Source organism: Rhodococcus sp. MT28 (assembly GCF_058792695.1).
On record NZ_JBXAFD010000001.1, the window covers coordinates 1 to 22583 of the forward strand.

Genomic DNA, 22583 nt, shown 5'->3' on the forward strand with positions numbered 1-22583 from the left:
CTCGACTTGCATGTGTTAAGCACGCCGCCAGCGTTCGTCCTGAGCCAGGATCAAACTCTCCGTTGAAGACTCTAGATATCACCAACCCGAAGGCCGGCTAATCAGTCATAGACAAAAAGAGTCAAATCACTAGCAAAAAAACTCAACTAGCAAAAAATGTGTCGGCAACCATTCAGACGGAAGAATGAACAATCACCGACGAAAAATACTCACACCACACACAAATCAACCAAACCCCAAGGGGCGGTTGATCATTCGCGGATGTGAAGTACCAAAAAATATTTGGCACTGACATTCATCGACACACTGTTGAGTTCTCAAAGAACACGCACACACCATCACCACGACCCTACGGCCGCCGCTCCGGGGCAACTTTTCCAGCCTATCCCAACCAAGTCACCGGCGCAAACCGGAACCCCGTGAAGAAAAACTGGATTGTGTTCGCCAGGCACTTCGTACAACCTCGTGTCCCTCACCCTCGCAGGTGGGAGTCGGTGTCCGTGTCGCTCTGACCTGGACAAAGTTACGCGAAGATCAACACAACACCAAATCGCCAGGTCAGAGCACTGACGCCGGTTAACAGGCGATACTTTTCTCGAATTTTTACTTCTCGCGATGACTTTCTGCGCCCACTGCGGTCTGTATGAGCAGGAACCAACAGGAACCGAAGCGTTCAGTAATCAGTCAACCGAGTTCAAGGAGCACCCAATGTCTCGTCTTCTCTTCGTCAACATGCCTGTCAAGGACGTCGTCGCTACCCGTGCATTCTTCAGTGGCCTCGGCTTCGAGTTCAACGACATGTTCAGTGACGAGAACACTGTCTCGATGATCGTCAGCGATTCCGCCACCGTCATGTTCCTGAACGAACCGCGTTTCGGGGACTTCATCGCCGACGACATCTGCGACACGTCGAAAGCTCGTGAAGCACTGATGTGTGTGTCGGCCGACAGCAGGGAGGAAGTCGACACCTTCGTCGACGCGGCGATTGCTGCCGGCGGCAGCAAGTGGATGGAGCCCCAGGATCACGGCTTCATGTACGGACGCGCATTCCGCGACCTCGACAATCACGTCTGGGAGGTCATGTGGATGGACCCGGCTGCGACTGTTCCCCAGCAGTAACGCACAGCAACAGCAGTAACGAGCAGTCGCGCGGGTCCCTCCATACCGGAGGGCTCGCGCAACTCCTTGCCCCTACAACTCGGCAGGGCCCCTACAGCTCGGCAGGCAATCCGAACCGTGCGAACAGACTCAGATCGAAGAAACACGTCACGTGCGAGATCCCGGACTCGGTGACATCGAGAACGTGCAACTGGAAAGCGCGGTGAACACCATCGGGCTCGCGCATGTAGAGGCCGAACGCCGGCTGTCCGTTCGCAGCGGTCGGAAGTAGGCGCATCGCTCCTGGTCCGTCGGCCGGGCATTTGGTTCCGATGAGTTGCCCGATTGCCTCGGGGCCCTGGTACCAACCCTCGAACGGAGGCATCTCCCAGATGGCTTCGCGCGTGAACAGTTCGACGATGGCCTCGACGTCGTAGCTCTCGAAGCTGTGCACGTAGTCGCGAAGCAACTTCCGGGCAGCCTCGGTAGTCGGTTCCACGAGATCGTCCTCGGTGGGTCCGATGTGATTGATCTGCGCGCGAGCCCGCTGCAGCAGGCTGTTTACCGCAGTGGTTGTGGTGTCCAGCGCCTCCGCAACTTCCGACGCCTTCCACTGGAGAACGTCACGTAGAACCAGAACCGCACGTTGGCGCGCGGACAAGTGCTGCAAAGCGGCAACAAGGGCGAGCCTGACCGAATCGCGATTGACGACCATGACGGCCGGATCATTGACGTCGCCCAACGCAGAATCGGCAATCGGTTCCAACCAGGCAATCTCGTTGCGCTCGATCAAATCGTCGGCCGGGTCCGAACTAGGTGCGCCGAGGCCGGTCGGGAGGGGACGCCTCGATCTCCCCTCCAGCGCGGTCAGGCAGGTATTCGTCGCGATGCGGTAGAGCCAGGTCCTGAGAGATGACTGGCCCTTGTAACCGTCAAACCCGCGCCAAGCCCGGATGAACGTCTCCTGGACCTGGTCTTCGGCGTCGTGAATCGACCCCATCATGCGATAGCAGTGCGCCAGCAACTCGCGGCGGTACGGATCGGCAAGAGTGAGGAAATCACTGTCCAACGCCTGATCGACTGTCATTTGTTCAGACTAGTGGCCGAGCGCCCGAAACACAGGCGTCGGCGAGAATTCGATCAGGCAGGCGCCTGCACCGCAGTCAACCTGGATCTCTTCCGGAGAACGAACCCCAGTGATTCGTAGAGTCTGATCGCATTCGTATTCGATTGCACTGCATGGAGAAATGGCAGCTCGCCGCGCTCGCGAATCCCGGCAGCGACGGCACGGATCAGCGTCGTACCCAGGCCTCGACCCCGAAAGTCGCTGTCAGTGCACACCGCACTGATTTCCGTCCATCCCGGAGGGTGCAACCGCTCCCCCGCCATGGCAACAAGTCTTCCGTCGACGCGAATGCCGTAGTAACTGCCCATCTCGACGGTACGAGGAAGAAACGGTCCTGGCTTGGTGCGCTCGATCAATGCCAGAATTTCGGGAACGTCGCCCGTTCCGAGAAGTTCGACCGACGGATCAACGGAGACTTCGAGTGCGGATCCGTCCATCTGCACCGAGCCGAACTGATCCACAACGCGCCACCCTTCCGGCGGGCGGTGATCAAATCCTCGTAAACCTACTGTGCCGCCAGGACCTACGAGTGTGAGTAGGTTCTCCCAGTCCTCGGCGTCCAACTCGGGCGGATGACCGACAAACGGCGCGACCGTCGGGTCGTACCGCGCAACTCTCCCTGCCCAGCGAGCGAATTGCGCATGATGTCCGCGAAGTCCTTGTCGCACAGGATCGTCCAGCGGATGGGTGTCGACATCCGTGTCAACTGTCTCGACAAACGACGCCAGGGTCGCCTCCGTGGTCATCGAACCTCTTCCTGCCCTATTTGCCTGTGATGGAGGCGAACGAACCTCCCCGCCCACCTCGATGACAACGCTAGGAACACTTGCTGTCGTAGTCGCCGGATAGAATCAAGATGATTCTGACCTCGACCTGTATTTCCGGCGTCAATCAGGGCTCGATTGCAGATCTGCACCAGGACATTCGTCGCGACGCCTCACCAACCGGAAGGCTATTTGGCATGAGCAACTCCGACCCGATCAGGTCCGCATTCGACCAGTTGCCCCTGAAGGAGATGGACGCTGCAACGCTGGTCTTCGCCATCGAGAGCGCCGTCGACGAGCTGGCGATCTCGGGTGAAACCCTACGGCTCGCCATGGAGGTCGCTACCCTTGCGCACCTCGATCAGTTCAGAAAGAACGGGATCAAGTCCGACGAGGATCCCTACATCGTTCATCCCCTACGAAATGTATTGCGGCTGCTTCGGTACGGGTGCTCCGATGTCGAGATCCTGAGCGCAACCGCGCTTCACGACACGGTCGAAGACCGACCACACGCCGTCATCGCGCTCCTCGGTGGCCAGACTGCAGACGACATGTCCGCATCCGAAGCACAGGAACGTGCGTCAACACTCATCGCCTCGCGCTTCGGCCACAGAATCTCCGAACTTGTTGAGGCAGTGACCAATCCAATCGACTACCCATGCGACAACACCACCGCCGGATATCAGGATCACGTCATCCGCGCGATAGCGGATCCCGCAGTGTTCCTCGTGAAGTTCAGTGACTTCGTCGACAACGCGGGAAGCGTGAAGTACCTGAGCGAGACCGACAGGCTGAGACTGGTCACGAAATACGAACCACTCGTGGAGCACTTCAAGCGGACTTCACTTGCTCTCGGCAACGGATTGCACCTCCCTCCCTCAGGACTCGACGCGATCGCAAAGCACATCGCAACCATCGAAGGCGATTTCTCGAATACGGTCCGACCGGACATAAAAAATACTCGCCAGTAGTACCGATCAGTAATAATCGAGCAACCCAGAGAATTCTCCGAATATGCGATTTTGTTACCAGTGAGTATTCACTTTCTTGCCGATTTCATTACCATCGTGATCCGTGTCACAAGTCCGAATTCGATTGCACCGCAATGATTTAACGCCATATGTGTAACCGTGGTTCACGTTGACTAATATTCTTCAATTCGCCCAGGTGACATGAGCGTCGACATACTGCATTCTTAGATAAACCAGGGATTCCCTGGAAGCAGACACAATATGTTGCTGATTCGTGATTGGAGCGGTTCTGAGTCCACGCCTGCAGGGTGGCGCACAAGGCACACAGTGCCTCAGCGCACACAGCGCTTCGGTGCACACAGTGCTTCAGCGCAGGGGACTCGACGAACCGGAAGGGCAATCACTTGCCGACGCGCAACCGGGGGAAACACAGCGCATCGCGGCGTAGTTCACGAACCGGGGAATCCGGGTACGTGGGACACGGTCGGCTCATATCGCAACGTACGTGACGAAGAATCTCATCAAGGACGGTGGCAGTGACAATGTTCAAACGAATCGCAGTGGTCAATCGAGGTGAGGCCGCGGTCCGGCTGATCAGGGCTGTACGCGAACTGAACGCCGAACACGACTACGGCATTCGCGTCATTGCGCTGCACACCGAGGCCGAGCGCCGCGCCATGTTCGTCCGCCAGGCCGATGAGGGCGTGACCCTGCGCAGCACCGGCACCGGTAGCCCGTACCTCGACTACGCCGAACTCGAGCGAGCACTGCTCGCAGCCAAGGCCGACGCAGTCTGGGTCGGCTGGGGCTTCGTGGCCGAGGATCCCGCCTTCGCGGAGATCGTCGCGAAACTGGGCATCACGTTCATCGGCCCGAGCGCCGACGCGATGCGCCTGCTCGGCGACAAGGTTGCCGCCAAGATCCTGGCCGAGAAGGTCGGCGTACCGGTCGCCCCGTGGAGCGGCGGACCGGTCGAAACGCGCGCCGACGCTCGTCGTCATGCTCAGTCCATCGGATATCCCCTGATCATCAAGGCCCGAAGCGGCGGCGGCGGACGCGGTATCCGCAAGGTCTGGGCCGAAGACGAACTCGAAGTTGCACTCGAGCGCACGCAGGGCGAAGCAGAGCGGTCCTTCGGCGACCCCGTCGTCTTCCTCGAACGCCTTGTCACCGATGCACGCCACGTCGAGGTACAGGTCATCGCCGACAACCACGGCAATGTCTGGGCTCCGGGCGTTCGCGACTGCTCGATTCAGCGTCGCAACCAGAAGGTCATCGAAGAATCCGCCTCCCCCGTCCTGACCGAAGAACAGTCGGACCACCTCAAGAAGGTGTCCGCCGAACTGGTCAAGGCAGCCGGATACCAGGGCGCAGGCACGGTCGAATACCTCTACCAGCCCGGAAACAAGCTCTTCACGTTCCTCGAGGTCAACACCCGCCTGCAGGTCGAGCACCCGATCACCGAGGTCACCACCGGAATCGACCTCGTCAAACTGCAGATCCTGGTCGCCAGTGGTGACGAATTGGTCGGTGACTGCCCGCCCGCATTCGGCCACGCCGTCGAAGCCCGCCTCAACGCCGAAGACGCCGACAACGATTTCGCGCCGGCACCCGGCACCGTTCAGCTCCTCAAGTTCCCGCTCGGCTCCGGCATCCGGGTCGACACCGGCATCGCTGCCGGGGACGTCATTCCGCCCGACTACGACTCGATGGTCGCGAAGGTCATCGCGTGGGGCCGCAACCGCTCCGAGGCACTTGCGCGTCTGCGCACTGCCCTTCGTGAAACCACTGTCGTACTCGACGGCGGCACTACCACCAAGTCGTTCCTCCTCGATCTACTCGATCGCGACGAGGTCATCTCGGCATCCGCGGATACCGGCTGGCTCGACCGCACAGGCGCCCTGACCGGCACCACTCGTCGCGCGGACGTCGCACTGATCGCCACCGCCATCGATGCTTACGACGCCGAGGAGTCCCTCGAGCGTGCGGCCTTCCTCGCCTCGGCACGCGGCGGCCGTCCCCGCGCCAACCACGCGATCGGCCGTACCGTCGAGCTCAACTACCAAGGTCAGGCATACAAACTGACCGTCGGGCGTATCGGCCCGCACCGCTACCGCGTCGACGGAGACGCCGGCGACATCGAGGTCGACGTCGATCGTCTCGGTGACTTCGAGTCACGGCTGGTGATCGGTGATCGCCGCTTCCACGTCGTTTCCGTCGTGAGCCCGGCTCGCTATCTCGTCGAGGTCGACGGCATCAGCCACCAGATCAGCCAGGACGACGCCGGCGTAGTCCGCGCGCCGGCTCCCGCCGTAGTGGTAGCAGTACCGGTCGCGGTCGGCGACGACGTCGAAGCCGGATCCACTCTGGTCGTGCTCGAATCCATGAAGATGGAGACCGCGGTTCGCGCTCCGTATGCGGGCAAAGTGCGTGAGGTTCTCGCTACCGTCAACTCCCAGGTCGATGCCGGCGCACCGCTCCTGCGCGTCGACCAGGTCAGTGAGGAAGCTGTCACGGAGAAGGCTCCGCGAGTCCAATTCGATCTTCCCGCAGCAACTTCCGGGTCCGATACCCGCGCAGATGCATTGGCACAGCTGGAAGCACTGACCGCGATGATCAGTGGCTACGACGTCAGCGGCAAGCACGCAAACGCTGTTCTGGCCGAATACGACGCACTTCGCAGCGCACTCGAATCCGAGGACCGCGAACTGGTCCAGGCAGAACTGGCTGTGCTGACCACCTTCGCCGACATCTGCGAACTCTCGCGCAACAAGCCCACCTCGGGCGAGTCCGCGAAGGACGAGTCCGTCCACAGCCCCCGCGAGCACTTCCACACCTTCCTGCACTCACTCGACTCCGAGCGCGAAGGTTTGCCGGCGTCGTTCCGCACGAGACTCGAACGGGCACTTCGCCACTACGACGTCACCGATCTGGAAGATCGCCAGGCCGTCGAGGAAGCGGTGTACCGACTCTTCCTGGCTCTGCAGCGCATGGAAGCCCAGATCCCGGTCATTGCAGCACTTCTCGAAGGCTGGCTCGTCGGCGACAAGGCTCCCGGTTGCTCGGCGCAGGAGCTCAACGAGGTTCTCGATCGACTCATCGTCGCGACGCAGGTCCGCTACCCCGTCATCGGCGACGTCGCCCGCAACCTTCGCTTCCGGTTCTTCGACGAGCCGCGCATCCGCAAAGTTCGCGAAGACGTCTACGACGGAGTACGCGGCAACCTCGCCTACCTCGAAGAGCAGCCGGACGCTGCAGATTTCGACGAGCGAATCGCCAATCTCGTCGCCACTCCCGAACCGCTACTGGACCTGTTGGGTCGAAAGATCGGCCTCGGCAACCGCGATGGCGGCCCTCTGCTCGAGGTCATCACGCGTCGCTACTACAAGATTCACTCGTTCGAAGACGTCCGCGTTTTCGAGCACGTCGACCGCCGTTTCGTAACCGGTAACTTCGACCTCAAGGGCGACGGGCTGCATCTGGTCTCGACGGTGGCCGAATTCGACGCTCTCGGTACGGCTCTCGACGATGTCGCCACGATCGCGCAGGATGCTCCATCCGGTCGCGGGCTGGTAGTCGACATCTACCTCGACTGGCCTGATCAGCCCGCCGACGGCGACGCGCTCGTCGAGACGCTGCGCACCGAACTCTCGCGCAACGAGACGATCACACGGTCTCGCCGCGCGACGGTGATCATCTGCAACCCGAACGGGGATCCGGTCCGGTGGGTCACCTTCCGCCCCGTCGACGGCGAACTGGTCGAGGACCACATCATCCGCGACATGCATCCGCTCACGGGTCAGCGTCTGGACATGTGGCGCCTGAAGAACTTCAACGGAAAGCGCCTCCCGGCTCCGGAGAACACCTACCTGTTCCACCTCTCGGCCAAGGAGAATCCGAAGGACGAGCGCCTGATCGCTCTGGCCGAAATCCGCGACGTGACACCGCAACTCGACGACGAAGGTCAGATGGTTGCACTCCCGGCCATCGAGCGCACGCTCGCTGCCTGCCTCGACGGTATCCGTCGGGCGCAGTCCCAGCGCGGCGACAAGCGTCGACTCGCAGCCAACCGCGTCGTGCTCTACGTGTGGCCGGTCGCCGACGTTCCCAGCGAGCGCTTCTCGGTGATCGCTCAGAACGCAGCCCGACTGACCGTCGGCGCCGGGCTCGAAGAGATCACGCTCATCACTCGGCTGAAGGACCGAAAGGGCGGCGCGCCCAAGGAAGTTGCGCTGCGATTCTCCTACCGCGCGGGTGCCGGTGTGGTCATCAACAAGACCACACCTCCCACTGAACCGCTGCTCCCCCTCGACGCGTACGCCCAGAAGGTCCAGAGTTCGCGGGCACGCGGAACTGTGTACCCGTACGAGCTGATTCCACTCCTGACCGGCACCAAGGGCACCTTCGTCGAGCACGACTTCGACGAAGCGGGCGTCCTGTCACCTGTCGAGCGTCCGTACGGTCTCAACAAGGCCGGCATCGTCGTCGGCCTCGTGAACACGCCGACGCCGCGCTATCCCGAGGGAATGACCCGTGTCGCGCTATTCGGTGACCCCACCAAGGCGCTCGGTACCGTCGCCGAGGCCGAATGCTCACGCGTCGTCGCTGCCATCGACCTGGCCGAGAAGTTGAACGCTCCGGTCGAGTGGTTCGCACTGTCCTCCGGTGCCACCATCTCGATGGAGAGCGGCACCGAGAACATGGACTGGGTCTCCCGCGGCCTGCGCCGAATCATCACCTTCACCCAGAACGGCGGCGAGATCAACATCGTCGTCACGGGCATCAACGTCGGCGCTCAGCCCTACTGGAACGCCGAAGCCACCATGTTGATGCACACCAAGGGCATTCTGGTGATGACCCCGGACAGCGCGATGGTGCTGACCGGCAAGCAGTCTCTCGACTACTCCGGTGGTGTGTCGGCCGAGGACAACTTCGGTATCGGTGGTTACGACCGCGTCATGGGCCCCAACGGCCAGGCACAGTATTGGGCCCCCGACCTCACTGCGGCGTGCGAGATCCTGTTCCGTCACTACGCACACTCGTACCTCGCTCCCGGCGAACGGTTCCCGCGCCGCGCAGCGACGACGGACCCTGTCGATCGCGACGTGCGTAGCTTCCCGCACACCCACCCGTCGAGCGACTTCGAGACGGTCGGCGACATCTTCTCCTCGGCGAAGAACCCGGATCGCAAGAAGCCCTTCGACATTCGCACCGTAATGCGTTCGGTGGTCGACCAGGACCACTCTGTTCTCGAGCGTTGGGCCGACATGGCCGGCGCCGACACCTCGGTCGTTCTGGACGCGCACCTCGCCGGACATCCGGTCACAGTGGTGGGCATCGAATCCCGCGCGATCCCACGTAAGGGGCACTTCCCCGCCGACGGTCCCGACACCTGGACGTCGGGAACGCTGTTCCCGAACTCGTCGAAGAAGACTGCCCGCGCGATCAATGCTGCGAGCGGCAACCGTCCGATCGTGGTGCTGGCCAACCTGTCCGGCTTCGACGGTTCCCCGGAGTCGCTGCGCAACATCCAGCTCGAGTACGGCGCCGAGATCGGCCGCGCCATCGTCAACTTCGACGGACCGATCGTGTTCTGCGTCGTCTCCCGCTACCACGGCGGCGCGTTCGTCGTGTTCTCCGGTGCGCTCAACGACAACATGGAAGTTCTTGCTGTCGAAGGCTCGTTCGCGTCGGTACTCGGCGGCGCCCCCGCCGCCGCAGTGGTCTTCACCCGTGAGGTGAACACCCGCACCAACAACGACCCGAAGGTGCAGCAACTGGAGGCAGACTTGGCAGCAGCCAAGGATGACACGGAGAAAGCACATCTGCGCGTAGAACTGAACGCTCAGCGCATCGCCGTCCGCTCCGACAAGCTCGGCGAAGTGGCATCCGAATTCGAAGCGATCCACAACATCCAGCGGGCCCGAGAGGTCGGCTCGGTGGATGAGATCGTCCCTGCCGCAGAACTGCGTCCGCAGATCATCGCAGCAGTCGAACGCGGCATGAAGCGCGCACTCGCGCAGTAAGTTTCTCCGCACGTCGAGCGGTCCCGCGAAATGCGGGGCCGCTCGATTTGTGTCCAGGCCTCGATTTGTGTCCAGGCAGCGCCTGCGTCAGACCCCCTCGAGCGCCTCTCCGATCTCTTCGAGGACGTGATTGTGCTGCTCTGTTGCGAGCAGATGCCCCGCTGCAATGGTGACTGCCACGGGCCACTCGATGATCTCGAAGGCGACCATCAGTCCCATCACCGCAAAGTAGGCGATCTGCTCGGGTCTCGGAACAGGGATGGCACCGACGATCGGTAGCTCCAACTCGAAGCTCCGTGCCGAACGGACGGATTCGACTACCGCGCGGTGATCGACGGGGTTCGTGTGGTCGACGGTGTTCTGGGACATGTCACGATTCCTCAGGATTCATCTCGGGTCGCCCGGGAGTTCGGCGACGTGTCACTTCCAGCAGCGACGCTCACAAGCGTGTCCGATTCACCGGTTTCCGCTTCTTTGATTTCCACGTCGCTGATTTCCACGCTGTCGCGGGCGCTGACTCCCCCGGTTCGGGAGGTGTACGCAGTGCTCGTTCGCGTCGGGATCTTGCGAATCGTCGACTGACCGTTCGCGTTCTCCTCAGTTGCGGCAATCCGCTCCAACGCCCGCGGGGCCAGCGCCGCGAGCAGCGTCGCCGCCGACGCGCAGCCCACCGCTTGGCCCCAGGCGATGGGACCAAGCGGCGTGCAACCGAGAAATTGGCTCACCACGGGTGTGCTGACGAGCGTCGCCAGCGCCGCAGCGGATCCGGCAACGGTTGCGACCACCAGCGGACTGCGTGATTCGAGCAGCGTCTGCCCCAGTTGGGTGCCCACCAGGGCAACCAACGCCACCGTCGACGCTCGCCGCCTCCTACCGCTCGCCCGGGCCAGAAGCCACGCTGCCAGCGCACCGATTGCCGTGGCACCGCCGCGGACAGCGATCGTCTGCCACAACGCATGAGCGTCCATCTGTTCGGACTTCTCGGATCCGTTCTCGGACGGGGTGCTCACCGCAAGCGCGGCAGCGGGCAAGGCGTCCGTCATCAGATTGACCAGTAGCAACTGCCTTGCGTTGAGCGGTGATTCGCCGGACAACGCAGAACCGATCAGCGCGAATGCGACTTCACCCGCGTTGCCTCCGAGCAAAACCCCTACCGCTGATCTGACCCGCCGCCACAATTGACTGCCCTCATCCAATGCGTCGGTCAGTCCGCCGACACGGCCGTCGAGGAGCACGATGTCTGCGGCGCCGCGCGCCGGATCACTGTCGGTCGACGCCACCCCGATTCCCACGCTGGAAACTCGGATCGCCGCAGCATCGTTCGCGCCGTCACCGACCATGGCGCACACCCGCCCGTCGGTCTCCAACGCTTGCACGATCTCGACCTTCTGCTCGGGTGTCACGCGCGCAAAGACGCTGCTGCCGCGGACCGCATCCCGTCTTTCGGCGCGAGAGAAGTTCTCCCAGTCAGGACCGGTGACAACATCCTCGCGTGCGACGTCCAACCCCAGTTCGGTGGCGACCGCGGCCGCTGTTGTCGGATGATCCCCGGTCAGCACGCGCACTTGCCGTCCGTCGCCTCGAAGTTCTCGAACAAGTTGCGTTGCTTCGGGTCTGAGCGTGTCCGAGAGTCCGAGAAGGCCGACCGCTTCCAGCCCCTCGGAGCAACACTGTTCGAGAAATTGCGAGTCTTCGCCTGCGCGTCGCGCGTCGTGTTCCGACAACTCGCGCTGGGCGACGGCAACCACCCGCAGTCCGCGTCCGGCCATGCTTTGAACGTGCTTCGCCGACACAGCATTCGGATCTCGTCCTGCTTCGGTCACGAATTCCGGCGAACCTTTGAGTGCGATCCGCCTGCCGAGCAAAGCTGCCGAGTACGGCCGCCCCGACCTGAACGGAACGAGGTTGTTCGCCTCGACGTCACCGAAAACCAAAGCGTCGTCCAGAGCTTGCTGGGCTGCATCGACGACGGCGGCATCCGTCGAATGAAACACGCGATCGTCGCGACTTCCCAGGGCACTGCGCGCCGCAACTTCCAGAATCTCGCTTTCGTCCCAGCCGTCGACGCGTTCGACCGCGGCCACCCGTAGCTTGTTCTCGCTGAGGGTTCCGGTCTTGTCGAAGCAGACCACGTCGACACGACCGAGCGCTTCTATCGATCGTGGCGCACGAACCAACACTCCTGCTGCAGTGAGCCTTCGCGCTGCGGCCTGCTGAGCCAGAGTGGCAACCAGAGGCAGCCCCTCCGGCACGGCAGCCACAGCCACGGCCACACCTCCGGTGACGGCGCGGCGCAGACCGGTACCACGAAGCAGACCCGCGACTGTCACCAACGCCCCACCGCCGATACTGGCCGGCAGGGTCGCCCTCGTGAGTTCGCGAAGTCTGTTGGTCAGGCCCACAGCAGGTCCGGATCGGGACACACCGACATCGGCACGCCTGGTCACCGTTCGGGCTCCGATGGCCGTGACCACGCCACGACCGGATCCGGCAAGCACTGTTGTCCCTGCGTAGGCCATGCACCGTCGCTCGGCCAGTGGCATCCCAGGGGTCGGGTCGGTCTGCTTGTCGACGGGCAGGGACTCTCCCGTCAACGACGACTCGTCGACTTCCAGTGATTCGACGCTCAACAGGCGACAATCTGCGGGCACGATGTCCCCGGACTCGATTGCCACGACGTCACCGAGTTCGAGCGCGTCGGCCGCTGTCTCGACCGTGCCGTCGTTGGTTACTCGCCGAGCTACCGGTTCCTGAGTCCGCAAGAGCCGCTGCACCGCCCGCTCCGAATGAAGCCGTTGAACAGCGGACATCGCGGCATTGCCGACCAAGACCGAGCCGACCAGGACGGCGTCTACCGGTGAACCGAGGACTGCACTGGCAGCGGAGCCGGTCGCCAACACAGGCGTCAGTGGATCCGCCAATTCTGTTCGCAACGCCGACAATCCGTCACGGATCAACCTGAACCGTGCGGGCGCTCGCACACGAGCTTCCGCACGGTGCGGTGTATGTCGGATGGATTCGGATAGTTCGCGAACGACAGCATCACCGTCCATCTCATGCCAGGTATCGCTCGGAGTACCGACAGGGACGGGCGCTTGAATCACAGATCGGGACAGGGTGTATCCGGTCCACAGTCCCGCGGCCGAACCAGCCGTGACCGGCCCCGGCCCTGCCCCTCGAACTCCCGGAAGCATGATCAAGGCACCCAATGCCGAAGAACCTGAGGAGAGTTCGACACCGCGCCTCGTCGCTGTTCGAGCAGCCGGGAGCGCATGGACAACCCGCCACGCCCCGGCCAAGTCGGTGTGGATGTCGGCACTCACGTGCTCGCCACTCGGTGGTGAAATCCCGATGCGTAGCACTGCCTGCCCCGCTATCGCCCTACTCGACACGATCGCAACTGTCCGACCCTCGGCCACCAACGCCGAGAGAGCCTCGCGCAGGCCGGCTTCGGCAGTCGATTGCGCCGGATAGAGCTCGTCGAATCCACTTCGCAGTGATCCGAGCCCGTCGTCGTCGATCGTGACGGCTGCGACCCCGGCCGCACGTATTTCGCCTATCAGTGTTTCCGCCAGACCTTTTCGCACGGGTCGCACGACCACTTCGGCGCCGCCGATGCGGTGCCTTCCCACTCCGACAGTTCCGTCGTTCAGAGCTTTCCTGGCTTGTTCCCACACTGCGACGCGATCCGACTCGGCCACCTCTCGTATGTCGGAAACCCGGAGCGAGTCGTCGAAGAGGACGCTCGGATCGACGAGGACGGTGTCAATACGATCGAGCATGCGTAGAGCCGCAGAGTCCGAAACGGCGGTGTGGTGCGTCCGACACAGACCGTATGACACACCAGCAGCGAATGATTCGCGCGACATCCGAAGCGGCCGCGGCGCCGAAACCTTGATACTCGTCGCGACGGTGTCACCGCCGGCAGAGACGGTAGCCAGTGCAGCCCCGGCCACCAACTGAACCCCTGCGATCCTGTCTGCGTAACGCTCACCTGAGCCACTCGGTTCAGGCCTCACGGAAGAACCGCGACCGCCAGGTTCGAGTGGCCCCACACGCCGAGAGCTTCGCGCCGCCAGAGTTTCGCGCAGCAGCATCGTCCGCAGCCAGAAATCCACGCCCAATGACGCAGGCGCATAGGTCAGAACATCCGCGAACGACGTCGCCGACTCCAATGCGAAGTCGGTGAGCGAACGGCCAAGGCTCTGTTCGATCCGCCGACGCACCCAGGGTTGATAATTGATCGCCGACGCGGCCGCCGAGACATAGGCGGAACCTGGGATTCGCGGGGCACCGAATATCGATCCCGCTGCTGCAGGAATCATCCCCACACCCGCCAACGCGAGGGTGCCGGTCCGCAACGCCACGTCACTGACAGCGGTTCGCGGAATCGTCGAACCACCCACCAACGCGAGTCCCGACAACGCCAGACGCGGCGGCAAAGTTGCCACCGACACCGCACGCCGGGCCATCGCTGAGAACATCAGTGAGTGGATCGAGTGTGCGAAGAACTGTGAGTTCGATCCTGTGACCGGCCGGCCGCCTTGTGGGAGTTTCCGCTCGATTCCTTCTTTACCTGTTCCGGCTTGCTCGTGCGGCCAACCGCCTTGACCTGGCGATCCGGCCGACCGCTCTTGCGATCCCATTCGTGGAGTACCAGGGCCGTGCCGCCGACTGCCAAGAGCACCGGCCATTCCACCAATCCCGCCGCACCCACGGCCGCCATCGTGAGAACCGCCGTCGGCGTCGAGGAACTACCCGCACGAATTCCGTCTCGGACACCCTCCGCCGATCCACGTATCCCGCCCGTCACTCCACCGATCACTCCACCGCCGACGGCTCCGGCCACCGTCGTCGTTGCGTCTGCCACCCCACGAACGACGCGGGTCGCTTCGTCCACAATCATCATCGGACGCTCCTATCAGCAGTCCATCGAAGAATTCAGTATTTGAGGCCATACCCAACGCTGACGGCGGCAATCACGATCCGATACATTTTTCGGCGAACCTGGCGAGGGCGCGCCATCGCCAGCGCCGTGAGAGGGTACGGTGCGGGATGCAGCGACCACCTTCATCGACGGGAGTTCCACACAGTGGCGATCATCGGAAATTCGGATCTCGACATCTTCCGACTCAGCTTGGGCGGCAACCCTTTCGGATGGACCGCGGACGAGAAGACGTCCTTCGAGATCCTCGACTCGTTCGCCGAAGCCGGTGCAAATTTCATCGACACCTCCGACTCGTACACGGCGTCGGCTCCCGGCAATTCCGGTGGGGAATCCGAAACGATCATCGGGAAATGGATCACCGATCGGGGACTGCAGAACGACATCGTCGTCGCCACCAAGGTGGGTAGCCATCCCGATTTCAAGGGCCTGAAGGCCGACAACATCGCGGCCGCAGCTGAGGCGTCGCTGCAGCGCCTGCAGACGGACTGCATCGATCTGTACTACGCGCATTTCGACGACCCGCAGACTCCGCTCGAGGAAACTCTCGAAGCCTTCAATGCGTTGGTCGTCGCGGGCAAGGTTCGCTATCTCGGAATCTCCAACTACAGCCCCGATCGCGTCCGGGAGTGGCTGCGAATCACCGAAGAGAACGGTTACGCCGCGCCGATCGCCCTGCAACCGCACTACAACCTGGTTCACCGCAAGTCGTACGAACCCGAACTTGCCCAGATCGCCACCGACAACAACATCAGCGTCTTCCCGTACTTCGCTCTCGCTTCCGGCTTCCTGACCGGAAAATACAAGACCCGCGCGGATATCGAAGGCAGCTCCCGCGAACGACTGACCGCCGGATACTTCAGCGACGCCGGACTCGACGTCGTCGCGGAACTGGCGACAATCGCGCAGGCACACGACAGCGAGATCTCGACCGTCGCGCTGGCCTGGCTGCTGACTCGACCGGGCATCACCGCACCGATCGCGAGCGTCAGCCGGCCCGAGCAGCTCCCGGCGCTACTGGACGCCCCGAATCTGGTGCTCTCGTCGAACGAACTGGACACTCTCGAACGGGTGTCGGCGGCAGTCGGAGCCTGAGATCAGGCAGTTTTGAGATGAGCGCCGAGGGCCGTGTTGTTGATCGTCCAGAACGACCAACCGTCATGGCTCTCGGTGTCGCCTGAGATGTGACCGGTGACAGCATTTGCGGCCGCGGTCGGATCTGGGAATCGGCGGCCTTCCATCGGTCCACGCATGATCTCGACGACCTCGGTGGTTTCGTCGAAGCGCCCGACCCAGCGATATCCGTGGCAATCGGCTGTCATCTCGAGGCGATTGTCGACGACTTCGATCTCCTCGACACCGCTGGCGCGACGCTTCTTCGCGGCGACCGGCGACGTCTTACGCTTGGTCGCAACCGGGGTCTCGACGTAAATGCTCGGATCCTTGACCGCGGCTAAGCCCAGCGCATCCCAACGATCGTGACCGTGCACGACGCGCCCACGCGGAATCGCGTGATGGCCGGTGCGATTGCGTCCGGGGCTGTCCATGATCCACAGGTCGACCTCGGCGCGGATGTCGTCGGCGACCTCGTTGGAGGGCAACATGTAGAACTCGTGCGGATCTGCTGCCAGGTCGACGAACACCCAGAACTCGGAGCGGGTGTCGTCACTCTCGAGCGACTCGTCCTGACGCCTGGCCTGCCAGTCACCGTCGAGCTTGGACCGCACGCGGACGATTCGGCTGACACCGTCAGCGCCCGTCACCTCGACGGGATTACGACGTGAGTGCGTGAGACGGACAGCCTTGCCCCCACGCTGCGTAGCTTCGGAAATGAACGCATTGATGCCGCGGCTTGCGGTGTCTTCCATGATCGACCTGTCTCGAGCGGGTACGCCCGCATCACCGGATCGGCATCGGGGTCGAGCATTGAGCGAAATCCCGGCCTTTACTTCGATCGTGTGGCCGGTCAGTACCCCCGACCTTACAGCTCCGGCGACGGCCTGACTACGGCGCCCGACGCTCGTTCCCAGAGGTCAGCAGTGCAATGTCCCCGTAAAGCGCCGCCCGGTGAGCGAACATCAGCTCTTCCACACCGTCGAATTGATCCCCGACGTAGTGCGTGTTTGCAGCCGAAAGTTCACGTGAGCCGGAGCGCGCAAGTAGGTCGTCGATCCGGCTGTCGAGGCTCGCTGCATGCGCAACCGCGCGCTGCGAACTCAACTGATCCTCGGCCCGTGCGACCAGGTCACCGATCCGCGCGAGGGCCGCCACGCGCTCGACCAGCTGGTCCCAGACCACGCCGAGCGCTTCCCTGCGCGAAGCGATTCCGGCTCGGGTTCCCTCGTCGCGTGCCAGTGTTTCCGCGTCGTCCAACTCCGCAAGAATCGAACGCAGCGCGACGGTGTCGACCGCGATCTGGGTGATCTCGTCGGCCAGGTCGAGTTGGTTGCGTTGAATGACGAAGTGGTCGGAATGCCACGCGCTGGAGCTTTCGATCCGGTCGAACAGATTCCCGGCGAGGTAAAGCAAGGCGTCGTACTCACCGGCGCGTCCCTCGGGTTCTGAATCGACCAGTCCGTCGAGGACTTCCGCGATGCGCCTTCCGGCATCGGCGATGACACCGGTTCCCTGGACCTTCCCGAACTGGGCGGCAAGTTTGTCGAGTGCTGCGTTTCCACTGCTGGCCACGACACCGAGCCCCACCGGCAGCTTGGCTGGAACCGGTGTACGGGTGAGCCCGGCAAAGAGAGCCTCGCGTTGCTCGACGTCGAGATGCAGGCCGTCGCGCCGGTCCTTGCGGATGGCACGGACACTGCTCGCGAAGTGACGATTGGAATGCACGATCGCCGATCGCATCGACTGAACGCGCTTGTCGAGCGCCTGCACCCGTCGTTCGAGGACAACCTGAACAGGGCCGATGCGAGTCGCGAGCAGTCGACGTCTGGTGCGGGCCAGCTCGTCGGTGAGATACCGCAACTCCGAGAAGCCGCCGATCTCCGGGAACGAACGTCCGACACTGCGCCGGTTCGCCAGGATCGATCGCGTCGACTCGTCCCCATACCCCCCGGCAATCAGCAGCGCGACATCATCGGACAACTCCGGCCGGTTCGACTCGACAGTTCCCGCCGCACACCACTCCCTCACTCGGGTGGAGATGAGCGTTCGCCGTTCGGTCACCGATGCCACGACAAAGACGTCGTCAGTTCCGTCTCTCATCTCACGGCCATCCGTCATCTCACGCCTCCTGCTGGGTGCCGGTTACCACTGTTCCAGAATCTGCCGACACGCGCCCGACCCCTGCGACCCAGCTCGACGCACCCCTGCCATACCGTAGGCGGGTGACCTCCCTGCGATCAGACGCGCACGCAGGTCACTCGCGCGCATCGAAGACTGATCCAGCAGTTCAACCGCTGCTTCCCGACCTCGCGATCGAACAACTTCAGTCCTTGTTGCAAGTACGTTCCTGGACTCTCGCGGAATGGTTCGCGATGGCCGACCAACGCGGATTCCTCGCGCCCGCGGCCAGTGTCCCGCTCTTCATGGAAGCCGCGCTGAAGTATCCCGAGCACCGCGAGGCGCTACTTCGCCTCGCCGGTCGACGCGGGCAGTACCTGGCGGAGCAGAACCCGGATTGGGCCCAGCTGCGACGAATCGGAACACGCCGGGACGAGCTGTGGCTTTCGCCCGATCCGGACGACCGTACGGCCTGGTTCGATTACATACGTACGGTCGACCCGGAACTGGCGAGCGAAGAGCTCGAGATCGCTTGGGACGACGAGGCCACGGCAAGCCGGCTGCACTTCCTCGACCATCTCGACGTCGGGCTGGGTGAACACGACTACGCGCTCCTCGAGCGTGCACTCGACGATCCAGCCGTGCGGGTCCGTGAGCGTGCAATTCAACTACTACGGCAACTCCCCCGATCTCCGTTTGCCTCTCGAATGGTCACTCGGGCTCGGTCCTGGGTGCGGCTCGAGACGAAGCCCTTGCGGCCGCGCCTTGCCGTCCGATTGCCCGGCTCGCTCGACGACCTCGCATTTCGTGACGGCATCGAAGACGTCCACTACAAGAACAAGGGCATCCGGCGCTGGTGGTTACGGCAAGTCGTGACCGCCACTCCGCTGACGCTGTGGGAATCTATGGCCGGTTCGCCACGCGAGGCCCTCACCATCCCCATCGAGAAGCAATGGCGCGCGGTGATGATCGAATCATGGATTGCCGCAACCGTTCTCCAGAAGAACACCGCGTGGGCGTCGGCATTTCTGGAGCGGGACGGGCGCACGACCGACCGGAGAATCGTCGCCATCGCGGACCCACGCGAGCGCGTCGAGTACATCGTTGCCGGCCACGCGGACGAGTACCTTCTGGGCGTCGACGGCAGCGCACTGCTCGACGGCATCGACCGCCCATGGCCCCTGGCCGTCGCCGAAAAGTTGTTGAATGCCTTGGAGAACGAAGCGATGGAGCATGCTGCGACGGGTGAGGACTTGGGCATCCACTCGCGTCACAGTCACTTTTCCACCCTGCGAAGCGTGCAGGCGCGCTTCCCTTTCGACGCCGTACCGCTTCTGCAGGACGCGGCGGCCCGAACGAGTGACCCCGGGTGGCAACAAGCGTTCACCGACAGCGCCGTCAACATCGAGCAGCGCCGACTCCGCTTGGACGTCCTGCGCAATCACCGCTGAACGACGAAGGGGCCGCATCCTTGGAACGGAATGCGGCCCCTTCGTCGTTCGTGAAAGATCAGACCACGCTGACCATCTCGTGATCAGCCACACCGGCGGCCAACACCCGAAGGTGATCTTCGGTGCTGCCGAGGGTGTGCTCGATGGCGACGAGTCGGCTCACGTAGTGCCCCACCGGGTACTCTGCGGTCATACCGATACCACCATGCATCTGGATCGCCTCCTGGCCGATGAGCCGAGCCGAACGCCCGATCTGCAACTTCACCCGCGAAGCGATCACTGGATCGACGACGCCGTCGGCAAGGGACATCGTTGCGTACAGACTCATGCTGCGTGCCAACTCGAGCGAGACGTACAGGTCGGCGGCGCGGTGTGTCAGTGTCTGGAACTTTGCGAGGGGAACCCCGAATTGCTTACGCGTCTTGAGGTATTCGGTGGTCAGGCGTAGCGCCTCTTCCATCGCTCCGACAGCCTCGGCGCACAGCGCGGCCTGCTCACGGATCTGCGCGGCCTGGATCAGAGCAGTAGCGTCACCGCCCTCACCGAGTGCTTCGGCCGGCGTATCGGTGAACTCGATCTGCGCCCCGCGCAACCCGTCGTGAGTGGCGTAGGACTTGCGTACCAAACCGGAGGCATCGCTCTTGACGAGGAACAGTCCGACGCCACCGCCGGGGAGCGCAGCGCTCACGACCAAGATGTCCGCCGTCGCGCCGTGGCCGACGGGATTCTTGATACCGGTGATGGTCCAGCCGCCGTCGACCTGGGCCGCCGCGGTGGCCCGTTCGGTTGCCGGCCAACGGATTCCGGGTTCCTGGTCGGCGAACGCGAGGAACGTGGTGCCCTCGGCCACTCCGGGAAGAATCGACGAGCGCTGCTCTGCGCTGCCACCTTCGGAGATGAGGCCGCCCGGCGTCACGACCGCGTCGAGTAGCGGCTCGGGTGCCAAGCGTCGACCGATCTCGGTCATGACCGCGCCGATTTCCACTGGGCCGGCGTCCATGCCGCCGTCGTCCTCGGAAAATGTCAGGCCGAGCAAGCCGACCTCGGCCAACTGCTTCCAGACCTGCGGGCTCCACCCGGGATCGGAGTCGATGATCGCGTTGCGCTTCTCGGCGTCGTAGCTACGCGCGAGGAGATCCTTGGTGGTGTCGCGGAGAAGTTTTTGTTCGTCGTTGAGTTCGAAGTCCATGCCACGCCTCACAATCCGAGGATCGAGGAGGCGATGATGCTGCGCTGCACTTCGCTCGATCCGCTGTAGATGGATACCTTGCGGTAGTTCAGGTACGTCGGGGCAGTGTGCTGTGCCCAGCTCGCGGAGGCGATGTCGCTGCCCGCGTCGTACGGCAGTGAATCAGGGCCGGCCACGTCCATCAGCAGTTCGACGCTCGCCTGCTGCAATTCGGAGCCACGAAGCTTGAGCAGCGACGACGCCGGGTTCGGCTGGCCGTCAGCGGAACTTGCGACCACCCGGAGCTGAGTGAGCTCGAGGGCAAGCAATTCGTTTTCGAGTTCGGCAAGGCGAGCAGCGAAGAGCGGATCTTCGAGCAGTGTTCCGTTACCGACCTTGACCTCGGCAGCGCGAGCCTTGGCCTGGGCCAGACGAACCTTCGAGAAACCGACGCGGGTGACACCGGTTCGCTCGTTGCCGAGCAGGAACTTGGCGTAGCCCCAGCCCTGGTTCTCTTCACCGACCAGGTTCTCTCCCGGAACGCGGACGTCCTCGAAGAACACTTCGTTGACCTCGTAGCCGCCGTCGATCAGCTTGATCGGGCGGACCGTGACGCCAGGCGTCTTCAGATCGACAAGGATGAACGAGATGCCGGCCTGACGCTTGGGCGCATCGGGATTGGTGCGCACGAGGCAGAAGATCCAGTCGGCGTACTGTCCCAGCGTCGTCCAGGTCTTCTGACCATTGATGACCCAGTCGTCGCCGTCGCGGACCGCACGGGTCTTGAGCGAAGCGAGATCGGAACCGGCCTCGGGCTCAGAGAATCCCTGGCACCACCAGATGTCGAGGTTCGCAGTCGCCGGAAGGAACTTCTCCTTCTGCTCCTGCGAGCCGAAGGCCGCGATGACCGGACCGACCATGTTGGCGTTGAACGCCAAAGGTTCGGGAACCGACGCAAGCTGCAGTTCGTCGAGCCAGATGTTGTGCTGGACCGGGGTCCAGTCCTTGCCGCCCCACTCGACCGGCCAGTGCGGTACCGCCAGACCGTGAGCGTTGAGGATCTGCTGCGCCTCGACCATACGGTCGCGCCCCAACTCCTCGCCGTGGGCGTACGCCTCCCTGATGTCCGCGGGGATTTGCGTACGGAAGAACGTCCGCATCTCGTCGCGGAACGCTAGTTCCTCGTCGGTCAATGCCAGGTTCATCGGGATTCCTTCGCACTCGAAACCGGATTCATGTTCGGTTCGACCGTACCCCGACAGCTATGGAGGCGGAACAGGTACCGCAAAAGACGGCACTCAGGGCCGACCTCCTACACGGTTTTCAGGACCAACAGGTAACCCCCGCCCGCGGCGTCGATACTTGTTTCGACATTCAACGCGGGAGCCAGACGCGACAACCGATCGATCAGCCAATCCGACGCTTCCTGGGCGTCGTCCTTGCCGGGGCAGCGAGCGACGGCGACGCGGCCACCCTTTCGCTCGAGCTGCTCCACGACCCCGATGATCGGGGCGGGATCCACGACGAACAGCCGATCTGGCCATTCCACAACAGGTTTGACCGCACCCTTCTTGGTGTTGCATGCGCGGTGCGCCAAGCGTTCGACGCCACCTTTGGTCTTGCCACCCTTTTTTGCGGTGTTGATGCTGTCGATACTCGGGCCGCGCGGATCATTGACGGACATGTCGGGATCGACCGGTTCGTCACACAGCCAGCAGCGCCAGGATTCACGTTCGCCGACTTCTTGAAGGGTGCTCATGTGGCAACGGTACCGTGCGCACTTTCGGCTGTTACCGCTAC

The 22583-nt window shown here is 63.0% G+C and carries 15 protein-coding genes and 1 rRNA gene; 5 read left to right on the forward strand and 11 right to left on the reverse strand.

Annotated elements, in window-relative coordinates:
* Nucleotides 1–66, reverse strand: a 16S ribosomal RNA gene (locus AC1Q6C_RS00005); the annotation flags it as partial.
* Between the two features lie 642 nt (nucleotides 67–708).
* Between AC1Q6C_RS00005 and AC1Q6C_RS00010 the strand changes: the two genes are divergently transcribed.
* Nucleotides 709–1119: a VOC family protein gene (locus AC1Q6C_RS00010; RefSeq protein WP_042923411.1), complete on the forward strand. Its 411-nt coding sequence runs from the start codon at nucleotides 709–711 to the stop codon at nucleotides 1117–1119.
* A gap of 91 nt (nucleotides 1120–1210) precedes the next feature.
* On the opposite strand, the gene AC1Q6C_RS00015 is transcribed toward AC1Q6C_RS00010, so the two are convergent.
* Together AC1Q6C_RS00015 and AC1Q6C_RS00020 are read right to left on the reverse strand one after the other, a co-directional pair.
* Nucleotides 1211–2185: a sigma-70 family RNA polymerase sigma factor gene (locus AC1Q6C_RS00015; protein WP_003945115.1), complete on the reverse strand. Its 975-nt coding sequence runs from the start codon at nucleotides 2183–2185 to the stop codon at nucleotides 1211–1213.
* Between the two features lie 53 nt (nucleotides 2186–2238).
* Nucleotides 2239–2970, reverse strand: a complete 732-nt coding sequence (locus AC1Q6C_RS00020) for a GNAT family N-acetyltransferase (protein WP_003945124.1) — start codon at nucleotides 2968–2970, stop codon at nucleotides 2239–2241.
* A 215-nt stretch (nucleotides 2971–3185) separates the two neighbouring features.
* On the opposite strand from AC1Q6C_RS00020, the gene AC1Q6C_RS00025 reads away from it, so the two are divergent.
* Both AC1Q6C_RS00025 and AC1Q6C_RS00030 read left to right on the forward strand, forming a co-directional pair.
* Entirely contained in the window at nucleotides 3186–3959 is a 774-nt protein-coding gene (locus AC1Q6C_RS00025) for a hypothetical protein (RefSeq protein ID WP_225320093.1), read from the forward strand.
* Between the two features lie 542 nt (nucleotides 3960–4501).
* A complete protein-coding gene (locus AC1Q6C_RS00030) occupies nucleotides 4502–9985 on the forward strand; it encodes an ATP-binding protein (RefSeq protein WP_230359924.1) in 5484 nt (1827 codons plus the stop codon).
* A gap of 87 nt (nucleotides 9986–10072) precedes the next feature.
* On the opposite strand, the gene AC1Q6C_RS00035 is transcribed toward AC1Q6C_RS00030, so the two are convergent.
* Genes AC1Q6C_RS00035 through AC1Q6C_RS00045 form a run of 3 tightly spaced genes read right to left on the reverse strand, consistent with a single transcriptional unit; the run spans nucleotide 10073 to nucleotide 14894 of the window.
* Nucleotides 10073–10354, reverse strand: coding sequence for a hypothetical protein (locus tag AC1Q6C_RS00035; RefSeq protein WP_030536904.1), 282 nt, complete (start codon nucleotides 10352–10354; stop codon nucleotides 10073–10075).
* 11 nt (nucleotides 10355–10365) lie between these two features.
* Nucleotides 10366–14469, reverse strand: coding sequence for a cation-translocating P-type ATPase (locus tag AC1Q6C_RS00040; protein ID WP_492666305.1), 4104 nt, complete (start codon nucleotides 14467–14469; stop codon nucleotides 10366–10368).
* A complete protein-coding gene (locus tag AC1Q6C_RS00045; protein ID WP_030536906.1) occupies nucleotides 14469–14894 on the reverse strand; it encodes a hypothetical protein in 426 nt (141 codons plus the stop codon). The genes AC1Q6C_RS00040 and AC1Q6C_RS00045 overlap by 1 nt, the downstream gene beginning before the upstream one ends.
* A gap of 183 nt (nucleotides 14895–15077) precedes the next feature.
* Here AC1Q6C_RS00045 and AC1Q6C_RS00050 point away from each other — a divergent pair, with 183 nt between their 5' ends.
* Nucleotides 15078–16025, forward strand: a complete 948-nt coding sequence (locus AC1Q6C_RS00050; RefSeq protein WP_007732210.1) for an aldo/keto reductase — start codon at nucleotides 15078–15080, stop codon at nucleotides 16023–16025.
* Between the two features lie 2 nt (nucleotides 16026–16027).
* On the opposite strand, the gene AC1Q6C_RS00055 is transcribed toward AC1Q6C_RS00050, so the two are convergent.
* Together AC1Q6C_RS00055 and AC1Q6C_RS00060 are read right to left on the reverse strand one after the other, a co-directional pair.
* Nucleotides 16028–16798: a hypothetical protein gene (locus tag AC1Q6C_RS00055; RefSeq protein ID WP_003945109.1), complete on the reverse strand. Its 771-nt coding sequence runs from the start codon at nucleotides 16796–16798 to the stop codon at nucleotides 16028–16030.
* A gap of 136 nt (nucleotides 16799–16934) precedes the next feature.
* A complete protein-coding gene (locus AC1Q6C_RS00060) occupies nucleotides 16935–18164 on the reverse strand; it encodes a hypothetical protein (RefSeq protein ID WP_492666306.1) in 1230 nt (409 codons plus the stop codon).
* 104 nt (nucleotides 18165–18268) lie between these two features.
* Between AC1Q6C_RS00060 and AC1Q6C_RS00065 the strand changes: the two genes are divergently transcribed.
* Entirely contained in the window at nucleotides 18269–19615 is a 1347-nt protein-coding gene (locus tag AC1Q6C_RS00065) for a DUF5691 domain-containing protein (protein ID WP_073513002.1), read from the forward strand.
* Between the two features lie 58 nt (nucleotides 19616–19673).
* On the opposite strand, the gene AC1Q6C_RS00070 is transcribed toward AC1Q6C_RS00065, so the two are convergent.
* The 3 genes from AC1Q6C_RS00070 to AC1Q6C_RS00080 form a co-directional block, all read right to left on the reverse strand.
* On the reverse strand, nucleotides 19674–20804 hold the full coding sequence (locus AC1Q6C_RS00070; protein WP_030536908.1) for an acyl-CoA dehydrogenase family protein: 1131 nt from the start codon (nucleotides 20802–20804) through the stop codon (nucleotides 19674–19676).
* A gap of 8 nt (nucleotides 20805–20812) precedes the next feature.
* Complete coding sequence (locus AC1Q6C_RS00075; protein ID WP_007736177.1) at nucleotides 20813–21988, reverse strand: acyl-CoA dehydrogenase family protein; 1176 nt, start codon at nucleotides 21986–21988, stop codon at nucleotides 20813–20815.
* A 107-nt stretch (nucleotides 21989–22095) separates the two neighbouring features.
* Complete coding sequence (locus AC1Q6C_RS00080; protein ID WP_007736175.1) at nucleotides 22096–22542, reverse strand: hypothetical protein; 447 nt, start codon at nucleotides 22540–22542, stop codon at nucleotides 22096–22098.
* Between the last annotated feature and the right edge of the window lie 41 nt (nucleotides 22543–22583).